The organism is Arthrobacter sp. Edens01 (genome assembly GCF_001307035.1).
Lineage (GTDB): Bacteria > Actinomycetota > Actinomycetes > Actinomycetales > Micrococcaceae > Arthrobacter_B.
The window spans coordinates 147324-171557 of the sequence record NZ_LKIU01000006.1 but is presented as its reverse complement, the minus strand read 5'-3'; the positions used below and the strand labels follow the sequence as shown (position 1 = coordinate 171557).

Below are 24234 nucleotides of genomic sequence, written 5' to 3'. Positions count from 1 at the left end.
ACTCTGTTCAAAGGAGAACCATGAACGCCAACCCGATTCCCAAGCCGTCCATCAACCCGCCGGATATTGTCCGCTGCGCCTACATGGAACTGGTGGTCACCGATCTGGCCAAGTCCCGCGAGTTCTACGTGGACGTCCTGGGCCTGCACGTGACCGAGGAAGATGAGAATGCCATCTACCTGCGCTCCCTCGAGGAGTTCATCCACCACAACCTGGTGCTGCGCAAGGGACCCGTCGCCGCCGTCGCGTCCTTCGCCTACCGCGTGCGCACCCCGGAAGACGTGGATATTGCCGAGGCGTACTACAAGGAAATGGGCTGCCGCACGGAGCGCCGCGCCAACGGCTTCACCAAGGGCGTGGGCGACTCCGTCCGCGTGGAGGATCCGCTGGGCTTCCCGTACGAGTTCTTCTACCACGTTGACCACGTGGAGCGCCTGACCCAGCGCTACGACCTGTACTCCGCCGGCGAGCTGGTGCGCCTGGACCACTTCAACCAGGTCACCCCGGACGTTCCCCGCGGCCGCACCTACCTGGAGAACCTGGGCTTCCGCGTCTCCGAGGACATCAAGGATTCCGACGGCGTCACCTACGCTGCGTGGATGCACCGCAAGCACACCGTGCATGACACCGCCCTCACCGGCGGCGACGGCCCCCGCATGCACCACGTTGCCTTCGCGACCCACGAGAAGCACAACATCATCCAGATCTGCGACAAGATGGGCGCCCTGCGCATCTCCGACCGGATCGAGCGCGGCCCCGGACGCCACGGCGTCTCCAACGCGTTCTACCTCTACATCCTGGATCCGGACGACCACCGCATCGAGATCTACACCCAGGACTACTACACCGGCGACCCGGACAACCCCACCATCACCTGGGATGTGCATGACAACCAGCGCCGCGACTGGTGGGGCAACCCGGTTGTCCCATCCTGGTACACCGAGGCCTCCCTGGTCCTGGACCTGGACGGCAACCCGCAGGAAGTCATTGCCCGCACCGAGTCCTCCGAAATGGAAGTGACCATCGGCGCTGACGGCTTCTCCTACACGCGCGGCGACGAGACCGATTTCAAGGTCGGTTCACAGCTCTAGTTTTCGGGCGTATCGCGTACGACGGCGGGAGGGACAGCTTTGGCTGTCCCTCCCGTTTTCGTTGGGGCCGGGTTCGTGGGCTGCCCGCCCTTCCCACGTTCTGTTACTGCTGTCACCGAGTGTGACCACTCCTGGTACCAACCGTCACGAAGAGTGGGAACGGCGGGCACGCTAGCCGGGTGCAGCGGAGGGCGGCTCAGGATTCGGGTATGACAGCGGCGACCGATGCGAGGACCCGCTGGAAGCCCGGGCTGACGCGGACTGCCAGCGCGCCGTCGTCCTTCCTGTGCGTGAGCTGTTCGTAGCCGCTGCCGTTCCACCAGTAGACGTGCGGACTTACCGGACCGGGAACGCTGCCGTATGCATCGATTCCGAAGCCGGCCATTCCCTGGATGGCTCCCATGACTGATGAGTCCTCAATGATGTGCCAGGCAACCTGGTGCCGGCTGGGCACACACAGAAGCCATCCGAAGTCCTCATGCACGCGCTTGCCGGTGACCTGCGTGGCAAGTCCGGGAAGCAGCACTGCCCGGCTGCCCGTGTAGAAGGAGTTGCCGGAGAGGCAGCTGAAGGTTGAGCCATAAGCCGGGATGGTTTCAAGCCGCTCGACATCCAGGCCCTGCAGGTTGGCAATCCCCTGGTTCCTGAGTGCCTCCCACCCGCCGAACTGCTGGGCCTTCTGATGATCAAACATGGCAACAGAATCCGGGAGGTCCAAGGCCAGCAGCTCGACGATCCCCGGGGCGAACTCGCGGTGGGGATACCCCTCCAGGCTGGGAAACGCCGATTCCTCATAGAGCCGGGAATAAGTCTGCTGGGCGGCGTCCTTGGGCGTAAGGGCGGCGAAAGGATCCTGGTCGAAACCTGTCAGCACGTTCCTCAGGTGACCGGCGATCGCCGGCCTCCACTCCGTCCGCGGCAACCCGCTGCAGAGCGCGGCGATATTCCAGAACCCGTACTTCCGTCCCTCGCTGTCCACCGCATGGTCCGGATGGATCCCGACCTCGAACCCCATCTCGGCGAAAACCTCACGCGACAGGGCGCGGAAGTCGTTGGCTTCCGAGGCTGAAAACACCGTCAGGTACGGGTCTGGCCCCTCCTCCTGTGCCGGTTCCTTCCCTGATGAGCGCTTCTTTCCAAAAATCCCCATTCGAGCTCCCCCTTGTTGAGACGGATGATTGTCCGATCCTGCCGCACTGCCCCGGACTCGCCCGAGCCGACCCGCCCATCGAAACGGGGGTTTTCATGCCCGATCCCCGGCATTCCGCTCCTTTTTGTGCTGATCGCTCCGGTACGCCGCGGAGCGGATGGCACAAACCGGAGCAAAACCGGGGGCACCGCGGCGTGCGCAGCCCGGACCCCCTAGAACTGGATCCCCCGCGACAGACCGCCGTCCACCAGCACATTCGCACCCGTCATCCGCGAGGCACGCGGACTGGAGACGAAGACGACGACGTCGGCCACCTCCTGCGGCGTGCCCATCCGGCCGGTGGGGTTCAGGGCCAGGGACTCCCCAAACATCTCCGGAGCATTCGCCTCCAGACCTTGCCACACACCGCCGTCGAAATAGGTATTGCCGGGCGAGACCGTGTTGGCCCGGATCCCGGTATCGGCCAGCTGGAACGCCAGCCCGGCCATGTAGCCAATCAGTGCCGTCTTCACCGTGCCGTACGGACCCGAGGCGAAATCCACTTCCCGTCCGGAAACACTCGAGATCGCCAGCAGCGAGCCCGACTCGCTGCGGCGCACCTGCGGGATGGCCGCCTGCATCAGGCGCACGGTTCCCATCAGGTCCACCCGCAGGCTCGCTTCCCAGGATTCGGGCGACTCCGGGATCGCCAGGGCGCTGACGTTGCTCACCACGGCGTCCAGTCCGCCGAAGCGGCCGGCGACGTCGTCCACCCAGGCGGCCACGCCGTCGCCGTCGCCCACGTCCAGGATGGCGCCCTCCACCTTGACCCCGCTGTCAGCGAGGGCAGCCTCGGTGTCCGCGATTTCCGCAGCATCGCGGGCGCAGAAAGCAACGTTCGCTCCCTCAGTGGCGAACGCCTCCACGATGGCCCGCCCGATCCCCCGTGTTCCGCCGGTGACCAGCGCCGTCTTGCCGTTCAACTGCAGGTCCATGACTGCTCCTTGTGGCTAGAGAAGTTCTGCGCTGCGCCGGCGCAGGTCGGCGTGCAGGCCGTCGTAGGCTTCGGCCGCGGGGAACAGGGACTTCCGGGCTTTGACCACCACTGAATAGTTGGCATCCACCGCATTCGCGATCGGTGCCTGCGCGGTTTGGGTGAGCAGCTGGTAGGCGTCCATCTGGTGCAGCCCGAACAATTCGCCGAACCAGCGCACCATCTCCACCTGCCCGATCCGCCAGGAATCCTCCATGGGCCGGGACGATCCCACGGCCATCCACTCTGCGTCGGTCTCCAGCCGTGGCCAGGCCGGTGCGCCGCCCTTGATCAGTTCCACCAGGATCGTTGAGTGCATGGCGCCTTCGACGGCGGTGCCGCACGCTTCGCCCTCGCCCTGCCGGTAGTGCCCGTCGCCAATCGAGAAGAGTGCACCGGGCTGGTTTACGCCGAGGTACACGGTGGTTCCGGCTTTCACCTCGGGGGCGTCCATGTTCCCGCCGAAACGCTCGGGCACCAGCGAAGACCGCACCTCACCGCCCGGCGGAGCCACGCCAACGGTACCGAGCATGGGTTCCAGCGGCAGCGCGACCTCGAAGTCCCCGAACCGGGCCGAGAAGCCGACCGTCTGCCGGGCGGAATCGACGTGGTAGATCCAGGTGGTATCCGGCAGCGGAGCCTGCAGGAACGCGGTGCGGTCGGTGCTGGTCAGCCCGCCGAAGAACGGGATGGTGGCCGAAGCGCCGTAGTCCCGGGCCGGGGTGAGCTCCACGATGTGCAGGGCCAGGGTGTCTCCGGGTTCGGCACCTTCCACGTAAAACGGGCCGGTCTGCGGATTCACGAAGTTCAGGTTGACCTTCTCGCTGGACAGGTCCTCCACAGAGGTGAGCGCGTTGTTGAAGGCGTCCTCCGACCACAGCTTCAATGCAGTGCCCGGGTTGATCCGCAGAACCGGCTCAGCGCCGCCGAAGGTGTAAACCAGCTGGTCCGGGCGGGGGCGATACTCAATGATCTCCATGCGCCGCGAGCCTAGCGAAAGTTTTGGCTTCTGGATACGGGGACCGGCGGCCGGGGACCGGGCACAGCAGCCCCGGCACCACCGGGCAAGAAAACCCGCCCGGACCACCCTTTGTGCCTGCTGTTGTCAATGGGCCGCGTGATTTTGCCGTGACTAACTGGATTTCCGGCCGAAAGCGTTGACACCTGCCTCGCCAGCGCGGAAACCTGTCTGTCACTTCACTGCTCAAAATCCAGTGAAAGCACTAGCCAGAGCGCAATTCCGGGATGCCGGCCAAAGCACCCGCCAAGCCAGCCGCCAGTGTCGACGGCATGGAAGGAATGAACGTGGAAACAATTCCCCGAGGAAAAGCACCGCGGCGCGCAGGCCAGCTGCTGACCGCCGTCGCCGCCGCCGTCATGCTTGCCGCCTGCGGCGGTGGAGGCGACACCGGCACAACGGAAACACAGTCCGTAAATCCCGGAATGGCAGACGGCGCCAGCGGTGAAGTGAAGCTCTGCGGGCACAAGGACGCCAGCGGCATCAACCGCGGAACCGTCGCCGAATTCACTAAGGAAAACCCGGATATCCAGGCCGAGTACGTGGAGATTGGTGCCAACTCGGACCAGTCACGCACCCAGATGGTCCAGCGGCTGGAAGGCCAGTCGGCGGAGTGCGACCTGTTCCTGATGGACGTGACCTGGGTCAGTGAGTTCGCCAGCCAGAACTGGGTCATGGACCAGACCGAGCTGGTCAGCGGCTACGAGGAAGGCACCATCCCCTCCACCCTCGAAACCGCACTGTATGAGGACAAGTACTGGGCCGCACCCTTCTATACCAACGCCAGCCTCATCTACTACATGCCGGACAAGGTCAGCGCCCCAGAATCCTGGCAGCAGCTCTACGAAGAAGCCGGCGCAGCCCCGGAAAACGCGTTCGTCTACCAGGCCCAGCAGTATGAGGGCCTGACCGTGAACTTCCTGGAACTGCTCTACAGCGCCGGCGGCGAGGTTCTGGACAAGGACGGGAACGTCACCATTGATTCCCCTGAGGCCCGGGAAGTACTGGAGTTCATGGCCCAGGGCCTCGAAGCCGGCGCTGCCCCACGATCCGTGCTCACGTATGACGAGGACGCCACCCGCCTGGCCTTTGAAAGCGGCGATTACGGGTACCAGCGCAACTGGCCGCACGTGTACCGGCTGCTGAACGAAAGTGCACTCGCCGGAACGTTCGAGGTGGCACCGCTGCCGGCCTTTGGCGAGGACGGCACCCCCAGCGGCGTCCTGGGCGGATGGAACCTGGCAATCAACGCCTTCTCCGACAATCCGGAAGCCGCCGTCGCCCTCATCAACTTCGCCACCAACCCCGACTGGCAGAAGCGCGTCGCCGCGGACTACTCACAGGCCCCGGTCAGCGAGGCCGCCTATGACGATCCCGCAGTCCAGGAGAAGATGCCGTTCGCCCAGCAGCTGCGTGAATCCGTGGAAGGCGCCAAGCCCCGCCCCAAGTCCCCGGTATATCCGCAGATCTCCCAGGCCATCTACGAGAACGCCTACGCCGTGATTTCCGGCGATGCGAGCGCTGACGAGGCCGTGACCCGGATGGCTGAGCAGATCGAGGCCGCCCAGGAGACGTTCTAGCCATGGCCGCGGGGATCGACCAGGCGCCCGGGCGGCACACCGGCCCCGGCAGACGCACCTCCGCGAGGCCAGGCAGGGCCACTCCCTCCGGCCGGACACAGGCCGAGCGCCGGCTGGCCCGGAAGATGGTGGCCCCGGCGCTGACGGTCATGGCACTGGTTGCTGCGTTCCCGATTGCCTACGCGGTCTGGCTCTCGATGAACCAGTACAGCCTGCGCCAGTCCGGGCTCTCCCGGTTCGTGGGCCTGAATAACTACATCAGCGCGCTCACCAGTGGGGAATGGTGGACGGCGATGGGCCAGACCTTCATTTTCACCGCGTTCTCGGTGAGCCTGGAGATCGTCCTGGGGATTGGTCTGGCCCTGCTGCTGAACATGGCTTTCCGCGGGCGGGGCCTGCTGCGGACTGTGGTTTTGGTCCCCTACGCGGTCCTGACCGTGGTCTCGGCCATCACCTGGCGCACCATGTTCGAACCGAACCTGGGGCTGGTCACCACCGTCCTGAATGCCCTTGGCCTGCCGGGCGGGGACGTGGTGTGGCTCGGTGAACCCGGGTACGCCATGGCCGTGATCGTGCTGGCGGATGTCTGGAAGACCGCGCCGTTTGTGGCCCTGCTGGTCCTGGCCGGGCTGCAGGTCATTCCCACTGATGTCTACGAAGCAGCTGAGCTGGACGGGGCCGGGAAATGGAAGACCTTCCTGAACATCACCCTGCCCCTGCTGAAGCCTGCGATCGTCCTGGCCGCCATCTTCCGCACCCTGGACGCGCTGCGGGTCTTTGACCTGCCGTTCGTCCTGACCCGCGGCGCCAACGGCACTGAATCCATGTCTATGCTGGCCTACCGCGAGCTGAGGGAAAACAGGTTGGTCGGTGAAGGCTCGGCCCTGTCCATCCTTACGTTCATCACGGTCATGGTGGTCTCGCTGATCTATATCCGATTCGCCGGAGGAAACATCCGGGCAGTAGCCGAGGAGAAGGAATGAGCACCGCACAGGGAACCGTGGCGGCACTGCCCGCCGCAGCACCGCGGCCGGCAAGGAAAGTCCGCAGGCCACGCAACGCAGGCCCCGGTCCTTTCCTCTGGCTGATCATCGTGGCCGTAATGGCCTTCTCCCTGGTTCCCTTCTACTGGCTGCTCAACACCTCCCTCAAGGCAGGCAGCGCCCTCAGCTCCGGGGAACTCTTCCCCAGCGCCCCTACCCTGGCCAATTACGTGACCGTTTTCCAGGACGGCGACTTCCTGCTCTCCATCCGGAACTCGGTGATCATCGCCGTGAGCGCGACGGCCATCGCCATGGTGTTCGCGTCCTTCGCCGCGTACGCCCTGGCCCGGCTGCGCATGCGGCGCAAGGCTTTCCTGCTGGCGCTGATCCTCTCCGTGACCACGTTTCCGGCCATCGCGATTGCGGCTCCGCTGTTCTCAATCTGGACCCAGATCGGCCTGTACGACACCCTGCTTGGCGTCATCATCCCCAAGCTGACCTTCGCCCTGCCCCTGGCCATTTACACCCTGACCTCCTTCTTCCGCGAGATCCCGCGGGAGCTGGAGGAGTCCGCCTACATGGACGGGGCGTCGCCCTTCCAGGCGTTCTACCGGGTGATCCTGCCGCTTGCGGTTCCAGGGCTGGCGACGACGGCGATCCTGGTCTTCATCTCGGTGTGGAACGAGTTCCTGCTCCCGGTCACCCTGACGTCCTCTCCGGAGGCCCGCCCGGTTCCGGTTGCAATTGCGTTCTTCAGCGGAACCAGCGAGTTCGACCAGCCGCTGGGCACCATCAGCGCTGCTTCGATCATCATCACAATCCCCCTCGTGATCCTGGTGCTGGTGTGCCAGAAACGGATCGTCTCCGGGCTTACTGCCGGCGCGGTCAAGGGATAGAACATCAACAACACAGGAGGACAACCAGTGAGCCACCCGCCAACCAACGGCACCCCTGAACAGCCCCTGAAGGTCGGGGTGATCGGGCTCGGCTGGGCAGGCCAGCAGCACCTCGACGCATACTCCCGGGCTCCCGGCGTAGAGCTCATTGCCCTGGCCGGGCTGGAAGAAGAACTCCGCGGCGAACTCCAGGAACAGCACGGCATCCCCCACGCCTTCGCAGACTGGCAGGACCTGGTAGCGCTCGAGGAACTGGATGCGGTCAGCGTCGCCGTGCCCACCTTCCTCCACGCTCCGATCGCCGTCGCGGCCCTGGACCGGGGGCTGCATGTCCTGAGCGAGAAACCGCTGGCGCGGAACGCCGTCGAAGGACAGGACATGGTCGACGCCGCCCGGCGGGCAGGGCGGGTGCTCGACGTCGCGTTCAATCACCGCCGGCGCGGAGACATCATGACGCTGCGCCGCATCATCGAAGCCGGAGACCTGGGGCGGCCGTACTACGCGAAGGCATCCTGGCTGCGCCGCGCCGGGATTCCCATGCTCGGCAGCTGGTTCACCAACCGGGAAATGTCCGGCGGCGGCCCGCTGGTAGACCTTGGCGTCCACGTCCTGGACTACGCGCTCCACCTGCTCGGGGAGCCCAAGGTCCTGTCCGTCTCGGCAGCCACCTATTCGGAGCTGGGGCGCCACGGCCGCGGCGGCGATGAACGCTATTCGGCCATGGCCACCCAGTCGGCCTTCGAAGTGGAGGACTTTGCCAGCGCGTTCGTCCGGCTGGAAGGCGGCGGGACCCTGGTCCTCGAAGCAGGCTGGGCAGCCTACCGGGAACAGGATGATCTGCTGGACTTCCAGGTCTACGGGACAGAGGGCGGTGCACGGCTGCATGCGCTGGGAGCCTCAAAGAATCCCACGGCTGACCTGCGTGTGTTTGCCGAGAAGGACGGCCGCAATGCCGACTGGTCACCGGAAGTGAAGCCCGGTGCCGGCCACCAGGCGGTCATCGATGATTTCCTGGCTGCGGTGCGCGGCGGTCCTGATGTGTGGGGTGCGCATGACGGCTCCCTTGCACTGACCCGCGCCCGTGTCATCGATGCCTGCTACCGCTCAGCCGAGCAGCAGAGGGAGGTGGACGTCTGATGGACGCTCCGGAAAACCAGGTCCAGTTCGAGGACAAGCTGCGGGTGCTGGTCTGGAACGAAGGTGTGCACGAAGCGCGCAATCAGCCCGCTTCAATGGCCGATGACTACCCCGCCGGAATCCACGGAGCGCTGGCCGACTCGCTTCGCAGCTTCTTCCCCGGAGCCGGCATCTCAACCGCACTGCTCTCCGACCCCGGGCACGGCCTGGATGAGGAGCGGCTCGCCGCCACGGACGTCCTGCTCTGGTGGGGACACAAAGCCCATGACGAAGTCTCGGACGAGGTTGTGGACCGGGTCCACCGGCACGTCCTGGGCGGAATGGGCCTGCTGGTCCTGCACTCGGGCCACTTCTCGAAGATCTTCACCCGGCTGTTGGGCACCACCTGCTCGCTCCAGTGGCGGAACGACGGCGAGCGCGAACTCGTGTGGACGGTCAAGCCGTCACACCCGATCACCGAGGGCGTGCCCAACCCCATCCATCTGCCGCGCAGCGAGATGTACGGGGAGCTGTTCGACGTTCCGGAACCGGATGACCTGCTGTTCATCAGCAACTTCGAAGGCGGCGAAGTGTTCCGCTCCGGCCTGACCTTCACCCGCGGCAAGGGACGGATCTTCTACTTCAGCCCCGGCGACCAGGACTATCCGATCTACCACTCCCCCGGGATCCAGCGGGTCATTGCCAACGGGGTCCGCTGGGCCGCGCAGCCTGAAGCTGCGCGGTCCCAGCCGGAAGTCGGCAACCCGGAGCGGCGCTGGTCCTGAACCAGCGCCGGTTCCGCTAGTCCCCGGTGCCGAACGCGGCGTCGAAGGAGGCCGACGGCGCCGGGTAGTCATAGGCGCGCAGCCTCTCCAGCGCTTCGGGTGCGCCGTGCAGGCGGTCCATCGAGGCGTCTTCCCACTCCACTGAGATCGGGCCGTCGTAGCCGATGGCTGCCAGGGCGCGGAAGCTCGCTTCCCAGGGGACGCTCCCCCGCCCCGCGGAGACGAAGTCCCAGCCGCGCCGCGGGTCGCCCCAGGGCATGTGGGAACCAAGCACGGTCCGCTGTCCGCTGAGGTTCAGGAGCGTGTCCTTGCAGTCCACGTGGTAGATCCGGTCCTTGAAGTCATAAATGAAGCCCACGGGGTCGATGCCCTGCCACATAAAGTGGCTGGGGTCCCAGTTGAGCCCGAAGGCCGGCCGGTGGTTCACGGCTTCCAGGGTGCGCTTGGTGGTCCAGTAGTCGTAGGCGATTTCCGAGGGGTGGACCTCGTGTGCGAACCGGACACCGCACTCATCGAAAACGTCCAGGATGGGATTCCAGCGGTCCGCGAAGTCCTGGTAGCCGGCGTCAATCACGCTCTGCGGGACAGGCGGGAACATTGCCACGTACTGCCAGATAGAGGAACCGGTGAAGCCCACGACTGTGTTCACTCCCAGGGCACGCGCCAGCCGGGCCGTGTTCTTCATTTCCTCCGCTGCACGCTGACGCACGCCTTCCGGGTCGCCGTCGCCCCAAACACGCGGGCCGACTATGGCCTTGTGGCGGAAGTCGATGGGATCGTCGCAGACGGCCTGGCCCTTGAGGTGGTTGGAGATGGTCCAGACCTTGAGGTTGTACTTCTCCAGCAGCTCAAGCTTTTCGCCGATGTAGTCCTCGTCGTCCCAGCGCCAGGCGTCCAGGTGGTCGCCGGCAACCGTGATCTCCAGGCCGTCGTATCCCCAGGACGAGGCCAGCCGGGCAACTTCCTCGAATGGAAGGTCCGCCCATTGTCCGGTGAAAAGGGTGAAATTACGTGCCATTGAATTTCTCCTCGGTGTTGGCCGGACAGCTGCGTCCGGAGCTCATCAGCTTTCGGTTTTGGTCCAGGTACTCTCGTTTGCCGCGCTGCGTTCGACGCCGCTGAGGACCGTCTGCACCTGCAGTCCATCCGCGAAGGACGGTTCGGGCTGGCGGCCTGCGGCGATGGCTTCCACAAAGTCCCTCACCTGGTGCGTGAATCCGTGCTCGTAGCCCAGCATGTGTCCCGTGGGCCACCATGCTGACATGTAGGGGTGTTCGGGTTCGGTGACCATGATGTCGGTGAATCCCTGGCGGGTGGCCGGCGCCGTCGCATCGTAGAAGCCCAGGGAGTTCATCTTTTCCAGGTCGAAGCTGACGGCACCGCGCGAGCCTGCCACCTCGACCCGCAGGGCGTTCTTCCGGCCGGTGGACATTCGGGTCGCTTCGAAGGAACCCATGGCACCGCCGTCGAACCGGCTGTTAAACAGTGCGAGGTCGTCCACGGTGACCGGGCCCCGCTCCTCTGTTCCCGTCCCGGCCAGCCCGGAGGCCTCACCCAGCAGCGGCCGCTCGTGGACAAAGGTATTAAGGGTGCCGCTGACCGCGGTGATCTTCTGGCCGGTGATGAACTGCGCCAAGTCGACGGCGTGGGCGCCCAGATCGCCCAGCGCCCCGGAACCGGCGGCGTCCTTCTGCAGCCGCCACGTCAGCGGGGCCTCGGGGTCCACCAGCCAGTCCTGAAGGTAGACGGCGCGCACCTGCCGGATCTCGCCAACGGCACCGGACTGCACCAGGTCCCGGGCAAAGGATGCCGCCGGCACCCTGCGGTAGGTGAAGCCAACCATGGCCCTGCCGTCGGCCCTCTCGGCAGCTGCAGCCATGGCCTCTGCTTCCTCGAGGGTGTTGGCGAGGGGTTTCTCGCACAGCACGTGCTTGCCGGCTTCGAGAGCTGCGACGGCTATCTCGGCGTGGGACGCGCCGGGGGTAACGATGTCTATGACGTCGATGTCATCGCGGGCCACCGCTGCCCGCCAGTCGGTCTCCGTCTGCTCCCAGCCCCATTTGCGTGCTGCCACTTCCGCCCGTGCGGCGTCGCGCCCCACAAGCAGGGCCATTTCGGGAGCTGCAGGCAGGTCAAAGAAGCGGGGAGCAACCCGCCATCCCTGTGAATGGGCAGCGCCCATGAACCCGTGCCCGATCATGGCAACTCTCAGGGGTGAGACATCGTTCAGCATGTTTCCTCTTATCCGGCGGTTGAAAAGCTCAGCGGCAGCGGCGGGGCGCCCGTCGCCTGTTCGGGCACCCCGCCCTTCGGTCCTAGGATTCGAAGGCAGTCGGCAGGTACTGCTCGACGTTCTCCTTGGTGACGACCGGCGCGTTCAGGACAATGCGCTTCGGGACCTCAACTTCAACCAGGTCGCTCATTGCCTTTTCCTGCGCGATCAGCCGGGCCAGGCGGATTCCGTCAGCTGCCTGGGTGGACGGGTAGATCACCGTGGCTTCCAGGACGCTTTCACCGGACTGGATCTCCCGCATGGCGTTGGCCGATCCGGCGCCGCCGACCATAAAGAACTCATCCCGGCCGGCGTTGTCGATCGCTGCCAGCACACCGATGCCCTGATCGTCGTCGTGGTTCCAAATGGCGTCAATCTCCGGGGCTGCAGAGAGCAGCTGCGACGTCGTTGCCTCCCCGCCCTGGACGGTGAAGTCTGCGGCCACCCGGTTGCTTACTTCCAGTCCGCAGGACTCGAGGGCGTCAGCGAATCCCTGGCTGCGGTCCTGCGTCAGCGGCAGTGAGTCGATTCCGGCGATTTCCGCGACGACGGCGTCGTTCTGGCCCTCGAGCCTCTCGCAGATGTAGTTGCCGGCGCTCACTCCCATGCCGTAGTTGTCTCCCAGCACGGTGGCACGGGCTGCGGTCGGACTGGAGAACTCACGGTCAACGTTGATGACGGGAATACCGGCCTCGGTGGCCTGGGTGGCGACCTGGGTCAGTGCAGCGCCGTCCGTGGGCAGCAGAACAATGGCGTCAACGCCGTCGTTGATGAACTGTTCCACCTGGCTGATCTGGAGGTTGGCGTCGTTGGTGCCTTCCGCGACCCGGAGCTCAACGTCCGGGAGGTCCTCTGCGGCGGCGAGGGCCGCGCTGTTGATCGCGCCCAGCCAGCCGTGGTCTGCTGCCGGGCCCGAGAAGCCAATGACGACGGTGTCGCCTTCGGCCTCGTTGCCCTCGACCGAGGCGTTTGAAGGCTGGGTGTCTCCGCCGTCATCTCCTGATGAACACCCGGCGACCAGTGCGCCTACTGCCAGGAAGGCACCGGCGTGGATGAGCATTTTCCGTTTCTTAAGAACTGCAGGCATCTGTGTCTCCTCATTGAGTAGGTGCGTCATCGCTGCGTCTTCGGCAAGGACACGGCCACCCGGAAGAGCCGCAACTTTGCGTGACTCGCATCACAATAACAGAAGATTGAAAATAATCGACGACCTTATACCGACTGCCGACATAATGTGTTAGGTTCCTCACATGTTCGATGAAGATCAGCCCCCTTTGCTCGAGGTGCGCGGCCTCTCGAAGCACTTCGGAGCCGTACAGGTACTCAAGGGCGTGGACCTCCAGGTGCTTCCCGGAGAGGTCCACTGCGTGATGGGCCAAAACGGAGCCGGCAAGTCCACCCTGATCAAGACCCTCTCCGGCGTGCATGAACCGGACGGCGGGGCAATCCTGTGGGAGGGCAGGGAAGTCTCGCTCCGCCACCCGACGGAAGCCCTGGACCTGGGCATTGCCACCATGTACCAGGAACTTGACGTCGTGGACGGACTCACCGTGGCGGAGAACATTTTCCTGGGCCATGAAAAGGCGAGGGGCGGGGTCCTCAACGTAAGGAAGACCCGCGGACTGACCCGTGAGCTGCTGAAGCGGCTCGGGCACAGCAGGCTCTCGCCGGCGGCTGAGGTGGGAACACTGTCTGCTGCCAACAAGCAGATCGTCAGCCTGGCCCGTGCCCTGTCCCGCGACACGAAGCTCATCATCATGGATGAACCCAGTGCCATCCTCGATTCCGGTGAGGTGGCGAACCTCTTCCGCGTGATCCGGGAGCTCACTGCGCAGGGAATCGCGGTGGTGTATATCTCCCACCGCCTGGAGGAAATCCGCCAGATCGGTGACCGGATTTCGGTCCTCAAGGACGGCAAGAGCACCGCCAGCGGCCTCAAGGTCACGGAGACTTCAAGGTCGGAACTTGTTCGGCTTATGACGGGACGGGACGTCGAAAACGTCTTTCCGCCTCGGCATCCAGTTTCTCCGGATGCCCCGGTGATCCTGGACGTGGAGGACCTCCAGCTGCGGGGAGAGTTCAGCAAGGTCAGTTTCCAGCTGCGGGCGGGAGAGATCCTGGGATTCGCCGGACTGGTGGGGTCCAAGCGCTCAGAGATCCTGGAGACCATCTGCGGCGTCCGCAAACCTACCTCGGGCAGGATCTCGGTCAACGGCAAACGCCTCCGCCCGGGTTCAGTGCCCGCTGCCGTCAACGCAGGAATCGGACTCTCACCTGAAGAACGGAAAAGCCAGGGACTCATCCTGGACGAGCCCCTGTTCAAGAACGTCACGCTTTCAACGTTCGAACGGTTCGCACGCGCCGGCTACCTCAATGAAAAGGCGGAGCGGGAAGCAGCACGGGAGCAGATCACCGCGCTGGAACTGCGCCCGGCGGATCCGGACCGGCCCACCCGCACGCTTTCCGGCGGCAACCAGCAAAAGATCCTCCTGGCCCGCTGGGTTGTCCACGGAACACCGGTGCTGCTGCTCGATGAACCCACCCGGGGCGTCGACGTCGGCGCACGTGCGGAAATCTACAACCTGATCCGCAGGCTCGCAGCCGACGGGACAGCCATCATCGTCGTCTCCAGCGAAATCGAAGAAGTTCTGGGGCTTGCGGACAAGGTGCTCATCATCGACGACGGCAACGTCCTGGCCGAAAAAAATCCAAGCGACATTGACGAGCATGGCGTGCTCGATCTCATTATGAAGGGAAGTGCCGCGTGAGCGAGCCAAACACCACGGTCGCTGATCCGACCGACACCCCTCCGGGCAGCAGCAGCAGTTCCTCCGGGACCAACCCGCTGAAGAATGCCCTGGGCGGTTCAGCCGGACGCAGCCTTGGGCTGGTCGTCGCACTGGGCCTGCTCGTCGCCGTCGGTGCCATCACCAGCGGTGACCGGTTCCTGAACGTGGAGAACTGGCTCACCATCCTGCGGTACGCGTCCATCCTTGGCGTCGTTAGCATTGGCGTCACTTTTGTCATCACGGCCGGGGGCATCGACCTTTCCGTGGGGTCGGTCCTGGGGCTGGCTACCGTGGTCGCCAGCCTCACGAGTGTGCAGCTCGCAGCAACGCAGTCATCGTGGCTGCTGATGGTTTTGGTGGCTCTTGCAGTCGGCGCTGGAGTCGGACTGTTAAACGGCGTGGTAATCGCCTACGGAAACGTGGTTGCCTTCATCGCGACGCTCGCGACGCTGGTGGGGGCACGGGGACTCGCGGAACTTATCTCCGGCCGCAGCACGCAGATCGTCACCAATCGGGACTTCTCCAAGGCCATGCGCGGTGAATTCCTCGGCATTCCGGTCCTCGTGTGGATCTTCATCCTGGCCGCCGCAGTCGGCTGGTTCCTGCTGAACCGCACCACGTTTGGGCGAAGGACCGTTGCCATTGGCGGAAACCGCGAAGCCGCCCGGCTGGCCGGCATTAAGGTCAAGCGGCACCTGGTGGCGCTGTACGTCCTGTCCGGACTCTTCGCCGGCATCGGCGCAGTCATGATGCTTGGACGAACAACGGCCGGCACCTCGACCCACGGCACGCTCCTGGAACTCGACGCGATTGCCGCCGTCGTTGTGGGTGGAACCCTGCTAATCGGCGGACGCGGCACCATCATGGGCACCGTCCTGGGCGTGCTGATCTTCGCCACCCTCACCAACATCTTTACGCAGAACAACCTGGACACTTCGGTCCAGGCCATCGTCAAGGGCACGATCATCGTCGTCGCGGTCCTGCTGCAGCAGCGCTTCGCTACCCAGCGGCCGTCCAAACGGGGCGGGTAGCCGCCATCCCCGCACTCGATGGCACCGGCAGGCAGCAAAGAGAGCAGAGGGCGAACCAGTGAATTCCCTGAATGCAGAGTACGCATTGGAAACGGATGCTGACCTGGCTCTCGTAGAGGACGAGCTGGACCGGTTCTTCACGGACGCCAAGCTGCGGGCGGTCTCCGTCCATCCGGCCTACCTCAGCCTGTGGGAAGCAATCGAACGGAGCGCTGCCAACGGAAAACGCTTCCGCCCGCGCCTGCTTATGCTGGCCTACCGAATGCTCGGCGGTACGGAACCCCCGGCAGCGGCCAGGCTCGGTGCCGCCTATGAACTCCTCCACAATGCGTTCCTCATCCATGACGACGTGATCGACAGGGATGACATCAGGCACGGCGTTCCCAACGTCTCGGGGCACTACACCAACAAGGCCCGGCGTACCGGCGCCTCCCGGGAAGCGGCCCAGCATGCGGGTATGGCTGCCGGAATCCTGGCCGGAGACCTGGTCCTTGCCGGCGCCTACCGCCTCCACGAGAGCGTTGAAGCGTGCGAAGCGACCCGGACGAAACTAAACAGCATCCTGGACTACGCGGTCTTTTCTTCGATCGGCGGCGAACTCCTGGACGTTGAGTTCGCCCGGCTTGAAGGAATGCCCTCCCCGGAGGAGATAAAAACGGTGGCCCGCCGAAAGACCGCCGTGTATTCGTTTGAAGCTCCGCTGCAGGCCGGGGCAGTGCTGGCGGGAGCGCCTGCGTCCCTTGTGCAAACCCTTGCGGACTTCGGACGCGAGGCCGGCATTGCCTACCAGATTGCTGATGATGTTCGCGGGGTTTTCGGGGCTGAGCAGCACACGGGAAAGGCGGAATCGGGAGACCTGCGGGAAGGCAAACGGACAGCCATGCTCTCCTACGCCGCAGCAAAGCCCCAGTGGGAACAGATTTCCACGCTGATGGGATCGGACCGGCTGACGGCCGCAGAAGCAGATTCCGTCCGTGCCCTGCTCACGGAGTGCGGTGCGCGGGAACACGCCGTCCAACTGGCATCCGAACATGCACAGGCAGCCCTGAAGCACCTGGACGATGATGTGCCGGGCGCGCTGGGAGACAGTTTGGAAAGGCTCACTCTCTCCTTTGTTTCCGGACTTCATTCGCTCTGATTCCACTCGTGGGCTGATCCCCGCAAGCAGGAATACTATGGGAAGCTAGTCCGGTTCTGGCGCCGTCCGCCAGAGGGAGCTAAACGGGGGATCAATATGCAGGCGTGGATTGCTACTCCACCCTTTAACGAGTCAACGGCCAGGCGCACTCCTCACAGTGGTGCCGGACGAGTACCTGTCCTATGACTGCCGCGGCACAGGGCAGCAGCACTGCGCGAACGTATCTCGGCAGCAACCGTGACTCGAACCGCCAGCACAATCTTTCTACCGTCCTGCAGCTGGTGCACTCCACCGCCGGCATCTCCCGGGCCCAGCTCACACGCACAACCGGACTCAACCGTTCCACGATTGCGGCCCTCGTAGCGGAGCTTTCACAGCTGGGCCTGGTGGTCGAAAGTGACATCGACCCGGCCCAGCAGCATGGCCGCCCGAGCATCATGATTGAGCCGGGACCCGCCATCCTGGCCCTGGCCGTCAACCCGGACGTCGACGTCGTCAGCGTGGCACTGGTTTCCCTGGGCGGCCGAATCGTCAACGCCGTCCGCTTCCACACCGTACGGGCACCGTCCGTCGTCGAAGTAGTCAACATTGTCTCGGCCGTCTACGCAGGCATGCGCACTGCACTTCCCCCGGACCACCGCGTCGTAGGGGCCGGGCTTGCCATCCCCGGACTGGTGGAACCCGGCGGCGGAAAGGTCATAGAGGCTCCGCACCTCGACTGGCGGGACGAGCCCCTCCCCGCCCTGCTCGGCGATGCCCTCCACCTGAATACGGTCACCGCCAACGACGCCGTGGTTGGGGCGAGGGCACAGGCGGCCTTCGGCGCAGGACAGGGTGTTCCGGACCTCGTGTACCTCTACGGCGGGGCAAGCGGGATCGGCGGCGGAATTATCAGCGGCGGGCACCTGGTGAAAGGCGCAACCGGGTTCGCCGGCCAGCTGGGCCACACACACGTCCGGACAGGCGGCGCTCCCTGTTCCTGCGGTTCCCGGGGCTGCCTGGAGGCGGAGGTGACCCGGGAAGCACTCATCCAGGCGATCGGCCTGCCTGCCGGGGAGACCGAGAACCTGGAGGAAATCCTCCTGGAGAAACTCGAGGACGGATCCGCGGGCGATGAAGTGCGTGCAGTAATCCAGGAACAGGTCAGCCTGCTGGCCGTGGGACTGAAAACCGTGACCAGCCTGGTCAATCCCTCTGTGGTGGTGCTGGGAGGGTTCCTCCGCATCCTGGTCCGCGCAGCACCGGGTGCCCTGGAGAAAGCACTGGCAGGGTTCCGGAATCACGGACCGTGGGAAAACGTGAAGATCGAGCTGGCCCCGCTTGGGGAGGACCCGATCCTGATCGGTGCCGCGGAACTGGTTTTCGAACCGCTGCTGGCAGACCCGGCAGGGTTCCTGCAAAAGCAGTCCGGGAGTTAGGGGAACAGCGAAAAGGACCCTGTGCCGGTCTTCCCGGTACAGGGTCCTTTCCGGTTTAAGCTCCTATCTGGATCTCATCAGGCTCAGTTCGTGGGACGCAGGACAACTTCTGCGGTTCCGGTCAGCGGACCCGTTCCGCCGTCACCGGCATCCGTGTAGGAAGCGCTGAAGACGCCCGACAGGTTGTCGGTGGCGGGATCATGTCCTTCAGGCACGGTGGTGGTGATGGTGCCGGTGCAGCCCGAGGTGGTGGTCTGCGGGTGGCCGTGGTTGTCATGGCCCAGGATGTAGGTCACCTGAACGCGTGAGCAATCCACGGGCTGGTCATCGGTCACACGGACTTCGTAGCTGATGGTGTCGCCGAACTGGAAACTCTGGCCCGCCACGGGGGTCACGAACTCAACCACAGGAGCCTGGTTGCCTACTTCAATGACAACCTCTGCAGACGAGGACTTGCCCCGGTGCTTACCGCCCTGGTCGGTGACCTGGAGGCTGGCCCGGTAGGTTCCGATCTCCTCATATGTGTAACTCGGATTCGCCTCGCGCGAGTCCACCACACCGTCCGAGTTGAAGTCCCAGGCGTAACGCAGCCTGTCGCCGTCGGCGTCCGTGGTGCCGGCACTGGAGAACTGAACCGTCAGCGGAGACATGCCCACAGTCGGGGTGCCGGAAGCCGCGGCTACCGGCGTGTGGTTTCCGCCCTCACCGATGTAGTCGATGCGGGAGAGCTGGGCGTCCGGGTTCTCACCGAAGTAACCGTCACCGTACTCCAGCACATACAGGGCTCCGTCAGGACCAAACTCCATATCCATGGGGTTGTCCACCACGATCGAGCTGACCACGTCTTCGATCGAAACGAGCTCACCCTTCTTCATGGTCATTGCCTTGATGTAGTCACGGGTCCACTCGTAGAAGAATGACTTGCCGTCGTAGTATTCCGGCCAGGCGATGGGTGCCCGCCCCTTGCTGGCCTTCTTGTCGAAGTCGTAGACCGGGCCGGCCATCGGGCCGATTCCGCCGGTCCCCAGCTCCGGGAAGAGCGGGGAAGCACCGTAGGAGTACCAGACTTCAGGCTGGGCTACCGGGGGCAACTCGCGCAGTCCGGTGTTGTTGGGCGACTCATTGACGAGTGCTGCACAGTTGAAGGTCTCACCGGAGGTGTTGGTGGCGAAGTCGTAGTCCACGTAGGGAAGTTCAGCCGTGGCGCAGTAGGGCCAGCCGTAGTTGGACGGCTCCGTCACTACTGCCCATTTGCCGGTTCCTGCCGGGCCCCGGAGCGGGTCAGGGCTGCCGGCGTCCGGCGAGTAGTCACCGATGTAGAGCTCTCCGGTCTTCTGGTTCAATTCGATGCGGAACGGATTGCGCAGCCCCATCACGTAGATTTCCGGACGGGTCAGCGGAGTCCCGGGCGTGAAGAGGTTCCCCTTGGGAATGGTGTAGCCGCCGTCCTTCGTCGGGGTTATCCGCAGCACCTTTCCGCGAAGATCGTTGGTGTTTGAGGACGTCCGCTGGGCGTCGTATGCCGGGTTGCTCTCCGGTCGTTCATCGAGGGGGCTGTAACCGCCCGAGGAGAACGGATTGGTGTCGTCACCCGTAGAGAGGTACAGGTTTCCCTTGGCATCGAAAACGATGTCGCCGCCAACGTGGCAGCAGATGCCGCGGTCTACGGGCACCTCGAGCATCCGCTGCTCGCTGGCCACGTCGACGGTCTTGCCGTCGAACTTGAACCGCGAGAGCTGGAGGTATCCCTTGAACCGTTCGAAATCTTCCGCCGTGCCCGTGGCCGGAGCGTCACCTTCGTTGATGCCCGGCGTTGCAGGATCATCCACCGGGGTATCAAGGGGCGGGGAGTAGTACATGTAGACCCAGTTGTTGCCCTTCTTTCCGAAATTCGGATCGATGGCAATGCTCTGCAGGCCCTCTTCGTCATGCTCATAGACATCCAGCGTTCCCGCGAGGGTGTTCAGGCCGGTCTCGGAGTCATTCAGCCATACCTCGCCCTGGCGGGTGGTATGAAGGACGTCGCTGTTGGGCAGCACAGCGAGGTCCACAGGCTCGCCCGGAGTGTCATTGAGGGTTACTTTTTGGAACGCCGAGTCCGGCGGCGGGGCTACAGGTGCTCCGGGCTTGGGCTTGGCCTGTGCCGGAGCTGCCGCAATGGACACTGCCATCAGGGCGGCGAGCGCCAGCGCCATGCTGCCGCGCCGTGCCCGTTTGGCTGAGGTGCTGGCATCCCTCTGATGCCCGGGTGATTGAGATAACCCGCGTCTTGTGACTGTCATCGTTCTCTCTCTTCTCGCCATTGAGGATCCGGACCAGCCGGAATCAGGTGATTGAACGCTAGTTGAGGCTCATCGGATGCGCTAGTGGTTTGAAAAAACAAAGCCTCCCTTACTAAAAATTCCTTTTTCCGCTTGACCTGTGAGCGCACAGCAACCATCAGCCGCGCCGGTATTCGACGCGGAGGCATCTTTTGTTGTTTAGGAAACAAATTAGGGGCGGGTCATTCAGGCAGTCCCTGGGTCTGCAGGACCAGCGATTTCACCGAGGCAGCGGGGATGGGTTTCCCCAGCCGAATCAGTTCCTCGGCAAACGGCGGCATTCTGTCCTCGGAGGAGATCACCAGCGGCGTGCTGTCCCGGGATCCGGGAAGCCGCCCATGGGTTCCCCGGATATGGCCGGGATCCAGGGACACGGTGCTCATGGCATACCGCAGCCCGGCCTTTTTCCTGACCAGGTTCAGGCCTGCTTTTGCCTTCGCCAGTTTGTCCGCGGGATTAAAAATGAGTTCGCTCGGGTCGTACCCCGGCTTCCGGTGGATATCCACGCCGCGTGCGTATTCGGGCGCACGGGCATCATCGAGCCAGAAGTAGTACGTGAACCAGGCGCCCGGCTCCGCGATGACAACGAGTTCACCGGACCGCTCGTGGTCCAGCCCGTACTTAGCCTGGGCCCGGCGGTCCAGGACTTCATCGATTCCGCTTGTTGCCCTGAGGATCTCCGCGGTCCGGGCAACGTCCCCGGCGTCCTGAACGTAAACGTGGGCCACCTGATGGTCTGCGACGGCAAAGGCACGGGAGGTCCAGGTATCCAGCTGCTCTTTCCCGTCCTGAACGTAGACTTCCAGCAGGCCCTCCCTGCGCAGGACGCGGTTGATGTCCACGGGCAGGTGCGCGTCTTCGATGCCGTACTCCGATACGGCGATGACTGCGTACCCTCTCGCTTCGGCTTCATCCAGCAACGGAGCCAGCGCAGCATCAAGATCGGCGGCTGCGCGGGCAGCCTGGGGGTGGCTGGGGCCAAACCGCTGAAGGTCGTAGTCCAGGTGCGGAACGTAGGCCATAAGCAGCTCCGGCGACTGGGTCCGCATCAGGTGCCTGGTCGATTCAATGATCCACTGGGAAGACTGGATGCCCGCCCCCGGACCCCAGTACTGAAACAGCGGAAACTCGCCGTACCGGGACACCAGATCGTCGTGCAGGGCCGGGGGCCGGATATAGGCATCCGGCGATTTGCGGCCGTCGGCGTGATAAATCGGCCGGGGCGTCACTGTCATGTCCGTGGACATTCCCATGGCGTACCACCAGCAGACGTTGCCCGCCCGGTAGTCGGGTTCCTTGCGGCGGGCGCTTTCCCAAATCTTTTCGCCGCCAACCAGCTTGTTGTGCTGGCGCCACAGGAACACGTCCCCCAGTTCGCGGAAATACCAGCCGTTGCCAACAATCCCGTGTTCAGCCGGCGGGAGGCCGGTGAGCATCGTGGACTGGACGGTGCAGGTCACGGCAGGAAGTACCGTGGCCAGTTCCGAGGACCAGCCCGTTCCAGCGAGCCTGGACAGGCGGGGCATGTCGCGGAGCGACTGGGCGGTGAGCCCTACGACGTCGAGCAGCAGTACCGGTTTCAACTTCTCTCCTTGGGTTGGCGCAGGGCGGGGCTGGGGTCAGGACGCTGCAGGGGCCAGCAGGCGGGACTGCGCCCAGGCGATTTCTCCGGCTATTCCTTCGACCAGGTCAGCTGTTTTCCCGGGCAGGACACTCCAGGTGTAGGTCTCGATGTCCAGGTGCACCTCCTCCCCGTACGGGAGGGAGCCCACTTCCGCCACGGTCCTTTCCAGCACTTCAACCGTCGTGTCCAGGGGAGGTACGGGCACCAGGTGCAGCGGCATATGGAAGTGGATCCGCCAGGGACCCCTGCCCGGGAGCTCACCGAGTGCCTGCGGCAGGTCATCCGCCGTCAGAATGGTCCCGTCGAGGTCCAGTTCCCGTACCTGGTGCAGGTAGCGCGGTTCTGCGAACCTCTCCAGCGCCCGGCGCGCTGCCTTCGTAGAAGGCTCGTCCACGTGCAGGGCGGCAGAGGCCTGGACTTTTACGATGCGCAGGCCTGCATCTCCGACGCTGCGCACGGCGTCGAGAGGGTCCGCGAAGGACACCGCCAGGTGACAGGTGTCCAGGCACAGGCCGACGCAGTCGGGATCGATCCCCCTGGAGATCCGGGCAGCCAGCCAATCGACAACGTCCGAGACATTATCCAGCGCACACCCCGGTTCCGGTTCCACGGCTACGCGGACTATCTTTCCGGTCCGCTCCCTGAGCGCCTTCAGGCCTTCGCACAGCAGGGCGAATGCGGTGGTGGCAGCGGCGTCGTCCTCCGCGGTCCACGGCTCACGCCAGCCAAGCGGCAGCGTAGAGATGGACCCCGCTGTGCCTTCGGGAAGGAGGGCAGCCAGGACTTCAGCACACTCAAGCGTGTAACGCAGCCGCTCCGGCTGGGCCCACGTGGGCAGGTAGACGTCAGTCTTCACAACCTCGTTGTGGAACCCGCCGTAGGGAAACGCGTTGAGGGTATGTATCTGCAGGCCCTGCTCGGAGAGGACCCCGCGAAGCAGCTCCCTATCCCCCGGATTCTCCGCCAGGCGGCGGGCGAGCCCGGCCGGCAGCCAGAGCCCGACGCCGAGAACGTCCAGTCCTGCCCGCCGCCGAATCGGGCCGGCGTATTCGCGCAGCTGCCGGATGACGCCGTCCAGGTCCTCGGCCGGGTGCACGTTGGTGCAGTAGGAAAGCTCCATCAGGCGCGGGCCCCCCGAAGGAGGGAATTGCCTTCGAACGTCGCGGCCGCTCCGCCGGACTCAGCTTCATCGAATCCCGGGATTGGATCCAGGATCAGCTGCCCGCTTTGGCCGTAGAAGTCCACCGGGTTCTGCCACAGGACACGGTCGACGTCGCTCTCCGAGAACCCGCCGGCAAGCATCGCTTTCGCTGTGCTCGCCGTCTTGAGCGGGTCGGACTTCCCCCAGTCGGCCGCCGAGTTCACCAGCGCCTTCTCGGTTCCGTACTCGTGGAGGATCGCGACCAGGCGTTTCTCGTCCATCTTCGTGTCCGGGTAGATGGAGAATCCCATCCAGGCTCCGGCGTCCTTCACGATTCCGGCGTTCGTTTCGTTCAGGTGGTCAACCACCACCATGGAAGGAGCAAGCGGGGAATCACGGATGATGTCCAGCGTTCGCCGGGTGCCCAGGAGTTTCTCCCGGTGCGGGGTATGCACCAGCGCAGGCAGGGAGAACTCTGCGGCGAGTTCCAGCTGGCGGATGAACGCCTTGTCCTCCGCCGGGGTCATTGAATCGAAGCCGATCTCCCCGACGGCAACGACGCCTTCCTTCGCCAGGTACCTGGGGATCTCCTCCAGGACGGGAACACATCTGGGGTCGTTGGCTTCCTTGGGATTCAGCGCAATCGTGGCGTGGTGGCGGATGCCGAACTGCGAGGCGCGGAACCGCTCCCAGCCCAGGAGCGAATCAAAATAGTCGATGAAGGATCCGACATTTGTCCTGGGCTGTCCAAGCCAAAAGGCCGGTTCGACGAGTGCCCGGACGCCGCTGGCGTAGAGCGCGGCGTAGTCATCGGTGGTGCGGCTTGTCATGTGGATGTGCGGATCGAAGATGCGCATGTCTGGTGCTCC

The 24234-nt window shown here is 64.5% G+C and carries 20 protein-coding genes; 10 read left to right on the top strand and 10 right to left on the bottom strand.

The genetic code is table 11. The annotated features are described in order from the left end of the window. Window positions 1-20 precede the first annotated feature (20 nt). Window positions 21-1091, top strand: a complete 1071-nt coding sequence (hpaD, locus tag AO716_RS15315) for a 3,4-dihydroxyphenylacetate 2,3-dioxygenase (protein ID WP_055242565.1) — start codon at window positions 21-23, stop codon at window positions 1089-1091. A gap of 196 nt (window positions 1092-1287) precedes the next feature. Here hpaD and AO716_RS15310 read toward each other — a convergent pair whose 3' ends face one another. The 3 genes from AO716_RS15310 to AO716_RS15300 all read right to left on the bottom strand — a co-directional run bounded on the left by AO716_RS15310 (window position 1288) and on the right by AO716_RS15300 (window position 4232). Further along, window positions 1288-2241, bottom strand: coding sequence for a hypothetical protein (locus AO716_RS15310; protein WP_055242564.1), 954 nt, complete (start codon window positions 2239-2241; stop codon window positions 1288-1290). A 212-nt stretch (window positions 2242-2453) separates the two neighbouring features. Then, complete coding sequence (locus AO716_RS15305; RefSeq protein ID WP_055242562.1) at window positions 2454-3215, bottom strand: SDR family NAD(P)-dependent oxidoreductase; 762 nt, start codon at window positions 3213-3215, stop codon at window positions 2454-2456. Between the two features lie 15 nt (window positions 3216-3230). Then, window positions 3231-4232, bottom strand: a complete 1002-nt coding sequence (locus tag AO716_RS15300; protein ID WP_055242560.1) for an acetamidase/formamidase family protein — start codon at window positions 4230-4232, stop codon at window positions 3231-3233. 320 nt (window positions 4233-4552) lie between these two features. On the opposite strand from AO716_RS15300, the gene AO716_RS15295 reads away from it, so the two are divergent. The 5 genes from AO716_RS15295 to AO716_RS15275 are packed head-to-tail and all read left to right on the top strand — an operon-like array spanning window position 4553 to window position 9631. After that, complete coding sequence (locus AO716_RS15295; RefSeq protein WP_055242985.1) at window positions 4553-5851, top strand: ABC transporter substrate-binding protein; 1299 nt, start codon at window positions 4553-4555, stop codon at window positions 5849-5851. Between the two features lie 2 nt (window positions 5852-5853). Beyond that, window positions 5854-6834 carry a carbohydrate ABC transporter permease gene (locus AO716_RS15290; protein ID WP_082413640.1) on the top strand — a complete coding sequence of 327 codons (981 nt, stop codon included), beginning with the start codon at window positions 5854-5856 and terminating at the stop codon, window positions 6832-6834. Then, window positions 6831-7730 (top strand): carbohydrate ABC transporter permease, encoded by a 900-nt coding sequence (locus AO716_RS15285; RefSeq protein ID WP_055242558.1) that lies wholly within the window; start codon window positions 6831-6833, stop codon window positions 7728-7730. Before AO716_RS15290 ends, AO716_RS15285 begins: the two co-directional genes overlap by 4 nt. A 27-nt stretch (window positions 7731-7757) precedes the next feature. Further along, on the top strand, window positions 7758-8867 hold the full coding sequence (locus tag AO716_RS15280; protein WP_055242556.1) for a Gfo/Idh/MocA family protein: 1110 nt from the start codon (window positions 7758-7760) through the stop codon (window positions 8865-8867). Continuing rightward, the gene (locus AO716_RS15275; RefSeq protein ID WP_055242554.1) at window positions 8867-9631 is read left to right on the top strand and encodes a ThuA domain-containing protein; all 765 of its coding nucleotides are present in this window, start codon (window positions 8867-8869) and stop codon (window positions 9629-9631) included. The genes AO716_RS15280 and AO716_RS15275 overlap by 1 nt, the downstream gene beginning before the upstream one ends. A 16-nt stretch (window positions 9632-9647) precedes the next feature. Here AO716_RS15275 and AO716_RS15270 read toward each other — a convergent pair whose 3' ends face one another. From AO716_RS15270 to AO716_RS15260, 3 genes are all read right to left on the bottom strand, one after another. After that, on the bottom strand, window positions 9648-10649 hold the full coding sequence (locus AO716_RS15270) for a sugar phosphate isomerase/epimerase family protein (protein WP_055242552.1): 1002 nt from the start codon (window positions 10647-10649) through the stop codon (window positions 9648-9650). 45 nt (window positions 10650-10694) lie between these two features. Continuing rightward, a complete protein-coding gene (locus AO716_RS15265) occupies window positions 10695-11831 on the bottom strand; it encodes a Gfo/Idh/MocA family protein (protein ID WP_082413671.1) in 1137 nt (378 codons plus the stop codon). 115 nt (window positions 11832-11946) lie between these two features. Then, entirely contained in the window at window positions 11947-12990 is a 1044-nt protein-coding gene (locus AO716_RS15260; protein WP_055242548.1) for a substrate-binding domain-containing protein, read from the bottom strand. Window positions 12991-13153: 163 nt separating this feature from the next. On the opposite strand from AO716_RS15260, the gene AO716_RS15255 reads away from it, so the two are divergent. The 4 genes from AO716_RS15255 to AO716_RS15240 all read left to right on the top strand — a co-directional run bounded on the left by AO716_RS15255 (window position 13154) and on the right by AO716_RS15240 (window position 18279). Then, on the top strand, window positions 13154-14671 hold the full coding sequence (locus AO716_RS15255) for a sugar ABC transporter ATP-binding protein (protein ID WP_055242546.1): 1518 nt from the start codon (window positions 13154-13156) through the stop codon (window positions 14669-14671). Then, on the top strand, window positions 14668-15723 hold the full coding sequence (locus AO716_RS15250) for an ABC transporter permease (protein WP_055242544.1): 1056 nt from the start codon (window positions 14668-14670) through the stop codon (window positions 15721-15723). The genes AO716_RS15255 and AO716_RS15250 overlap by 4 nt, the downstream gene beginning before the upstream one ends. Before the next feature lie 58 nt (window positions 15724-15781). Then, the gene (locus AO716_RS15245) at window positions 15782-16861 is read left to right on the top strand and encodes a polyprenyl synthetase family protein (protein WP_235472128.1); all 1080 of its coding nucleotides are present in this window, start codon (window positions 15782-15784) and stop codon (window positions 16859-16861) included. Window positions 16862-17043: 182 nt separating this feature from the next. Next, window positions 17044-18279, top strand: coding sequence for an ROK family protein (locus tag AO716_RS15240; RefSeq protein WP_055242543.1), 1236 nt, complete (start codon window positions 17044-17046; stop codon window positions 18277-18279). An 83-nt stretch (window positions 18280-18362) separates the two neighbouring features. Here the strand turns inward: AO716_RS15240 and AO716_RS15235 are convergent, their stop codons facing one another. From AO716_RS15235 to AO716_RS15220, 4 genes are all read right to left on the bottom strand, one after another. Then, window positions 18363-20474, bottom strand: coding sequence for a PQQ-dependent sugar dehydrogenase (locus tag AO716_RS15235; protein WP_055242541.1), 2112 nt, complete (start codon window positions 20472-20474; stop codon window positions 18363-18365). A 308-nt stretch (window positions 20475-20782) separates the two neighbouring features. After that, a complete protein-coding gene (locus tag AO716_RS15230) occupies window positions 20783-22183 on the bottom strand; it encodes an alkaline phosphatase family protein (RefSeq protein ID WP_055242539.1) in 1401 nt (466 codons plus the stop codon). Between the two features lie 36 nt (window positions 22184-22219). Further along, entirely contained in the window at window positions 22220-23344 is a 1125-nt protein-coding gene (eboE, locus tag AO716_RS15225) for a metabolite traffic protein EboE (protein ID WP_055242529.1), read from the bottom strand. After that, window positions 23344-24222: a TatD family hydrolase gene (locus AO716_RS15220; RefSeq protein ID WP_055242527.1), complete on the bottom strand. Its 879-nt coding sequence runs from the start codon at window positions 24220-24222 to the stop codon at window positions 23344-23346. The genes eboE and AO716_RS15220 overlap by 1 nt, the downstream gene beginning before the upstream one ends. Window positions 24223-24234 lie beyond the last annotated feature (12 nt).